Origin of the sequence: Xylanibacter ruminicola (assembly GCF_900107775.1) — a bacterium.
In the GTDB taxonomy this organism is placed as follows: domain Bacteria; phylum Bacteroidota; class Bacteroidia; order Bacteroidales; family Bacteroidaceae; genus Prevotella; species Prevotella ruminicola_C.
In genome coordinates this window covers 138,684-144,893 of the sequence record NZ_FNRF01000007.1, presented here as the reverse complement: position 1 = coordinate 144,893, position 6,210 = coordinate 138,684, and the positions used below count along the sequence as shown (strand labels likewise).

Here is a 6,210-nt window from a genome sequence, read left to right as displayed (position 1 = left end):
CAAGTTCACCAGTCGTTTCGATGGTAATGGTGTAACCATCAAGAATCTCAATCTTACTGGAAACGAATATGTAGGACTCTTCGGATGTGCATATTACACACCCACCTCATATAATATTAAATCAGAAATCAGTAACATCACAATCGACGCCAGTTGCTCGTTTACGGCCAATAACGACTATGCGGGTGCCATCGTCGCCATAACAAACTATACCGACATCATTAACTGTCACAATATGGGTGCAACCGTTATTGCAACCACATCATACGCTGGCGGTATTGTTGCTCAGGCAGGAGCAGGTTCTATCATTTCTGGATGTACTAGTAAGGCTAACGTAACCTCCAACTGGTTGGCAGGAGGTATTGCTGGACTGGTGTCTTACGCCACGATGACAAACAACCTGGTAGGTATGGACCTGGAAGAGGGCGAAACCATCACTATCAGCAGCAGCAACGAAGGCGGTGCTATTGTAAGTCACATCATCGAAGTTACCGGTTCTGAGAATTACTACAACGGAATGGCTGTAAAACTAATATACAAAAACACCACCTATCAGGGACAGGGATATGCCTACTGGCGCTCTGACAATGATTTCCTCAAGTCGGCTACAAGCGGCTATTGCGGCGTAACATCAGAAAACAGCGGCAAGAATGTAGAGTGGAAGTACGACCTTTACACGAAGAACTTCACAGTATCTGGTACAGGTGCGACGGCAGACTATACAACAAGCATGGCCCCCAGTATCGTGAAGGATCAGATAGAGAAACTTACCATCAGCGCTGGTGTAACAACCATCGGCGAAAATGCCTTCAAAGGTTTGACCAATCTGAATACAATCACTTTCGATGGTTGCCAGCTGACGGCTGCTGCCGCCAACGCATTTGATGGTTGTACAGCGATGGCCGAAGGAACGGTGATTATTAATACCGTTATCCCGTTCGGAACTGGTGTGGGCAGCAACTTGCTAAGCATCGTTACCAATGGTTCGCTGAAATGTGATGTCGCCAGTAACCTGAAAACAGAAGTGGAACGCCAAGGCGACTCCTTCCTTTGGAAAGGTGGAACCTTCGGCACCTATCAGCAAGAACTGACCATCGCCGATATCTCATTCGGAGAGAACAAATTCTGGGCCACCTACTACTCGGACGAGAACATCACAACACCTGATGGCGTAACAGCCTTTGTAGCGAACGGCATCGAAGACAACACGGTGACGGTGAGCGCCATCGATTATATTCCAGCTAACGTAGGCGTGCTGCTTTACAGCGAGACACCTGGCACCATCCAGAAATCCTATTTCTATACAGGTAGCGAACAAAGCTTCTTCAGCATGCTGAAAGGTTCGATAGACGGCATGACACTAACAAAGGAAAGTGGCTACATTCTTATGAAAGATGAATTTGTACTCACATCTGGCGGAAACCTGGCAGGCCATCGCTGCTATCTGCCCATCATTAAGAATTCAGGCAAAACGATGGCCAGAACCATGAACATTGGTTGGGGTAACATCATGGGAACTACGGATATCGAAGCCCCAAATACAGATGATAATACTACCGATGACAGCTGGTACACAATCGACGGTAGAAAACTGGACAACGCCCCTGTACGCAAGGGCCTATACATTCATGGCAGACGTAAGGTTATAGTAAAATAAGTACAGCTAATAATAAAACAGATTAGAGATATGAAACAGAACGCGAAAAACATCATGATGCTTATGCTGTTCACTGGCTTAGCCTTGATGGCAAGAGCTGCAGTAGATGTTGACATCGTAGCCACAAATGGCACGGTAACAGCATCCGTATCCACAAGTAACAATATCTGCACACTAACAGTAAAGCCCGATAACGACTATTATATCACCCGCTATGATATAGTAGTAAGCAAACTGGCCGATGCCTCGCATGCTGCAACTCGCGCATCGGGCAATGGGCCTGGTATCAGCAACACTTTAACTCTCGAAGGCGAGGATCCATCCGACTTAGGTCAGGAACGCACCTATACGTTCCAGCTTCAAGGTGATGAATACAGCTATAAGGTAGAAGCCACCTTCAGAAAGAAGAAGATAGAGACAAACGACGTGCAGACCAATGCCACCGACGGCAGTGGCAGCGCAACGCCTCAGGCCTCGTTAGAACTAAGCGTGAGCCAAGACAACAATGTGCAGCAGAAAGAGGTGACTGTAGTAGATGAAACCACAGGCGAGGAAACAACAAAAACAGTTAACGTGGTAGAAGTAAAACTCGATAACTTATCGATACCAGAAACCACTACTGGCGGCGGAACCCCACAAGAGGTTGCAGTTACCATCCCAGCCACAATTACCAGTAGCGACGGCACAACAGAGTATGCCATCAAAGAAATCGGAGCAGGCGTACTGAGCAACATCTCATCATCTGTTACCATTACAGAAATCTCGTTACCTGCAACCGACGACCCGTTGAAGATTGCAAATGATGCATTCAAAATGGATGATCTGCCCCCTGGCGATTCTAACCATAAGGTGCTTACCATCAAATCGCCACTTGAATTGCTCGACGATTACACACTCAACGGCTGTCTGAAGGAAAACGTAGAATCGGGCAAGCTGAAGGCTACCGTTACCCCACCCAACCATTACTGGACGTTCTCTTGTGGTGTGGATGTAATTGTGCCCGATGGCATTACCGTTTATACCTGCAGGATGGAAAGCAATAGCCAGGTAGAGATTATCCCTATCGACGACAGCGCTTTGTTAGTAAATGGTGTACGCGTTATTAAGGCCAACAACGGCGTACTGATAGCCTGTACCGACAACAGCGACAATAATGCCTACGACATAGTAGCAGCAACTACAAACGAGGCCACAGGCAACAGACCTGCCACTGGCGATGCCAAAAGCTATGGGGCCCAGAATATGCTGGAACCAGTTATCGAGAGAAAGAACTACAATTCTGACGAATACTTCGTGCTCAAGGACAACGAGTTCCACTCTATCATGAACAATAGTTCTAAAGTGCCTGCTTGCAAGGCTGTTTTAAAGAAATCCAATCTATAAAAGGAGGAACAACTATGAAGAAGAATATGATATTGAAAATAGCTCTTTTGCTATTGTTGATGGTGGGCGCCACATCGTGCTGGTTCGACGACAATCCTGTAGCAGAACAAACCAACATTACGCCTAAGCCCAGCAGCGGAGGTGAGACCGCAACCGCCAACAGTTCCGTTGGCATTGCCAACACCATTGTCGACCAATCCGAAGCCGATTAGAAAAAGGAAATAAAGGCTTGTTAAGGCAATAAAATAGGAGTCCTTTCGTTATATTATAAGTATGAGGAAGGACTTCTGTTTTATATTTATCATCATGTGTACCCTGCTGCTTGGTGGCTGTGGGGCCGATCAGGCTGTGAAAAAGGGCGATAAGTTCTGGGCTGTGGGCGAATATTACGATGCCGCTGCCCAATATCGCAAGGCCTATGCCCAAACACCCAGCAAGGAGCGCGCCACCCGTGGCGAACGGGCCCTGAAACTGGCCGAGTGCTATCGTCGATTGAACCAGACCAACAAGGCCATCACCGCCTATAAGAATGTGGTACGCTATAAGAAAGCCGACTCGCTCACCCATCTGTATCTGGGGCAGTTGTATATGCGCAACGGCAATTATAAGGAAGCTGCGAAGGCTTTTGCTATCGCAAGCGATAGTCTGGAGAAAGGAGAAAGGAGGAAGGAGGAAGGAGGTTTGTTGCAACTGGCTAAGGTGGGATTGGAATCGGCCCAGAAGGCTCCTGTTTGGAAAAAAGAGGGCTCGGCCTATACCGTTAAGCGCATGGACCTGTTTAACTCGCGACGCGACGACTACGCCCCCATGCTGGCAGGCGATGCCGACGACCAACTGTATTTCACCTCTACCCGCAATCAGGCGCAGGGCGACGAAGTCAATGGCATCACAGGCACCAAGAGTGCCGACATCTTCTATGCCCAGAAGGATGAGAAGGGCAAATGGGGCAAGCCGCAGGTGATAGCCTCCGAGCTTAACTCGGCCTTCGACGAGGGTGCCTGCTGCTTCTCGCCCGATGGCAAGACGATGTACCTTACCCAATGCCAAACCGACCCCACCTACCCGCGTTACGCCCGTATCATGGTGTCGAAACGTAGTGATGCCGCCTGGAGCAAACCTCAAGAGCTTATCATCTCCAGCGATACCACCTGCAGTTTCGCCCACCCCGCTGTGAGTCCCGATGGACAGTGGCTGTATTTCGTCAGCGATATGAGTGGCGGCATGGGCGGACTTGACATCTGGCGCTGCCGCCTGCTGAGCGCTACCGAAGCGGGCGCGATGGAGAATCTGGGGGCGCCCATCAACACCCCGGGCGACGAGATGTTCCCCACCTTCCGTCCCAATGGCGATTTTTATTTCTCCAGCAACGGCCACCCCGGCTTAGGAGGCCTCGATATTTATTTTACGACCGACGGCCGCAAAATAAACCACCCCGGCTATCCCCTCAACTCGCAGGGCGATGATTTCGGCATGACCTTCGAGGGCAAGCTTAATCAGGGTTTCTTCTGTTCCAATCGTGGCGATCTGCGTGGGTTCGACCATATCTACAGCTTCTATAATCCTGAGATTGTGCAAACCATCAAGGGTTGGGTGTACGAGCAGGACGGCTACGAACTGCCCGCTGCCCAGGTGTATATGGTGGGCAACGACGGCACCAACCTCAAGCTCAGCGTGCGTAGCGATGGCTCGTTTGTGCAGGAGATCAAGCCCGATGTGGATTACGTGCTGCTGGGCACCTGCAAGGGCTACCTGAACCATCAGGAGCAGATACGCGTGCAGCCTGCAAAAGCCTCGAAAGAGTACGTGCTACAGTTCCCATTGGCTAATATCTCAGCCCCTGTGCTCATCGAGAATATTTTCTATGATTTCAACAAGGCCACGTTGCGCCCTGAATCAAAAACGGCTCTCGACCAACTGGTGGTGCTGCTCAATCAGAATCCAAACGTTACCATCGAGCTGTCGGCCCATACCGATTGTCGTGGTTCGGATGACTACAACCAACGCCTGTCGCAGCAGCGTGCCGAGAGCGTGGTGGCCTATCTCATAGCCCATGGCATAGCGGCCGATCGCCTGACACCAAAGGGTTATGGCGAGAGCATGCCCAAGCGTATCAAGGCGCGTGTGGCCGAAAAATATCAGTTCCTCAAGGAGGGCGACGTACTCACCGAAGAGAAGATAAACGCGCTCCCTGAGGAACTGCATGAACAGTGCCATCAGATGAACCGACGCACCGAGTTTAAAGTGCTGCGGACAACTTACGGTATGTTTGATAAGGCAGGAAAACTAATACAAAGCCCAGCAGCAGTACCACCGTCCAAGGATTAATTTCAATCTCGGTAGTAGGTGCAGTCAGCATAAACACCTCGATGGTGTTTATCAGCATGTGCTTGCCACCAGTCATCACGCTTTCTATCATGTCCCAGCCGCTTATCAGCCAGAATATCATTACGGCCATCACCACACAGAACATCGTCCAGAGTCGTGTATAGCAACGCACGCGGCTCTCTTTTACCTCAGGCAGGTTCATCATCACCCGCTCGGTAAATCCGTTGTCTTCTATCTGCTGCTGTGCAGCCTGCTCAAACAACTGTTTCAGTAAAAAATCATTCTTATCCTCCATATCCATTCTCTCTTAAATAGTTAGCCATTTTGTCCTTCCCTCGTTTCAAATGCGATTTAACAGTATTTTCGGCAATGCCGGTTATCTTGCTGATTTCGTCGATGGGATAGCCATCTATCAGCTGCAGGGTAATGCATGTGCGTTCGTCGGGTTTCAGTAGCGCCATCGCGGCGTGTACGTCCATCTTGATGTTCGAGTCGCCAGTAGATGCTGTCTGTCGCATAGCGGCTGTCGAATCCTCGATATCATCGGTCTGGTGTTTCGAGCGCACCTGATCGTAGAACACGTTGTAGGCAATACGCATCAGCCAGGTCGAGAAACTGCTCATGCCACGAAACTTGGCTATGTTCACATAGGCCTTGATAAAGGTCTCCTGTGCCAAGTCGTCGCTCAGCTGCTCATCGCCCAGTGTCTGGTTCAAGAAGAACCTGCGCACAGGCGACTGGTACTTCCTCACAAGCTGGTCGAAGGCCTGCTTGTTGTGGAACACCGCCACCTGTGTCACTAATGCTATGTCGCCTAAACTTGCCATCTCAATGGTCAATGTTCA

6 protein-coding genes are annotated in these 6,210 nt (G+C 49.7%); 4 read left to right on the top strand and 2 right to left on the bottom strand.

What is annotated here, in order from left to right; genetic code table 11:
* From BLU97_RS15370 to BLU97_RS15360, 4 genes are all read left to right on the top strand, one after another.
* On the top strand, positions 1 to 1,657 hold a 1,657-nt coding region (locus BLU97_RS15370; RefSeq protein ID WP_175456402.1), incomplete at its 5' end, for a leucine-rich repeat protein.
* Positions 1,658 to 1,687: 30 nt separating this feature from the next.
* On the top strand, positions 1,688 to 3,040 hold the full coding sequence (locus tag BLU97_RS15365) for a hypothetical protein (protein ID WP_074762325.1): 1,353 nt from the start codon (positions 1,688 to 1,690) through the stop codon (positions 3,038 to 3,040).
* A gap of 14 nt (positions 3,041 to 3,054) precedes the next feature.
* Positions 3,055 to 3,252 (top strand): hypothetical protein, encoded by a 198-nt coding sequence (locus BLU97_RS15885; protein WP_139209061.1) that lies wholly within the window; start codon positions 3,055 to 3,057, stop codon positions 3,250 to 3,252.
* Between the two features lie 61 nt (positions 3,253 to 3,313).
* Complete coding sequence (locus BLU97_RS15360; RefSeq protein ID WP_074762324.1) at positions 3,314 to 5,365, top strand: OmpA family protein; 2,052 nt, start codon at positions 3,314 to 3,316, stop codon at positions 5,363 to 5,365.
* Here the strand turns inward: BLU97_RS15360 and BLU97_RS15355 are convergent.
* Both BLU97_RS15355 and BLU97_RS15350 read right to left on the bottom strand, forming a co-directional pair.
* Positions 5,277 to 5,660: a DUF5056 domain-containing protein gene (locus BLU97_RS15355; protein ID WP_175456401.1), complete on the bottom strand. Its 384-nt coding sequence runs from the start codon at positions 5,658 to 5,660 to the stop codon at positions 5,277 to 5,279. The genes BLU97_RS15360 and BLU97_RS15355 overlap by 89 nt on opposite strands.
* Complete coding sequence (locus tag BLU97_RS15350) at positions 5,650 to 6,192, bottom strand: RNA polymerase sigma factor (RefSeq protein WP_074762332.1); 543 nt, start codon at positions 6,190 to 6,192, stop codon at positions 5,650 to 5,652. The genes BLU97_RS15355 and BLU97_RS15350 overlap by 11 nt, the downstream gene beginning before the upstream one ends.
* Between the last annotated feature and the right edge of the window lie 18 nt (positions 6,193 to 6,210).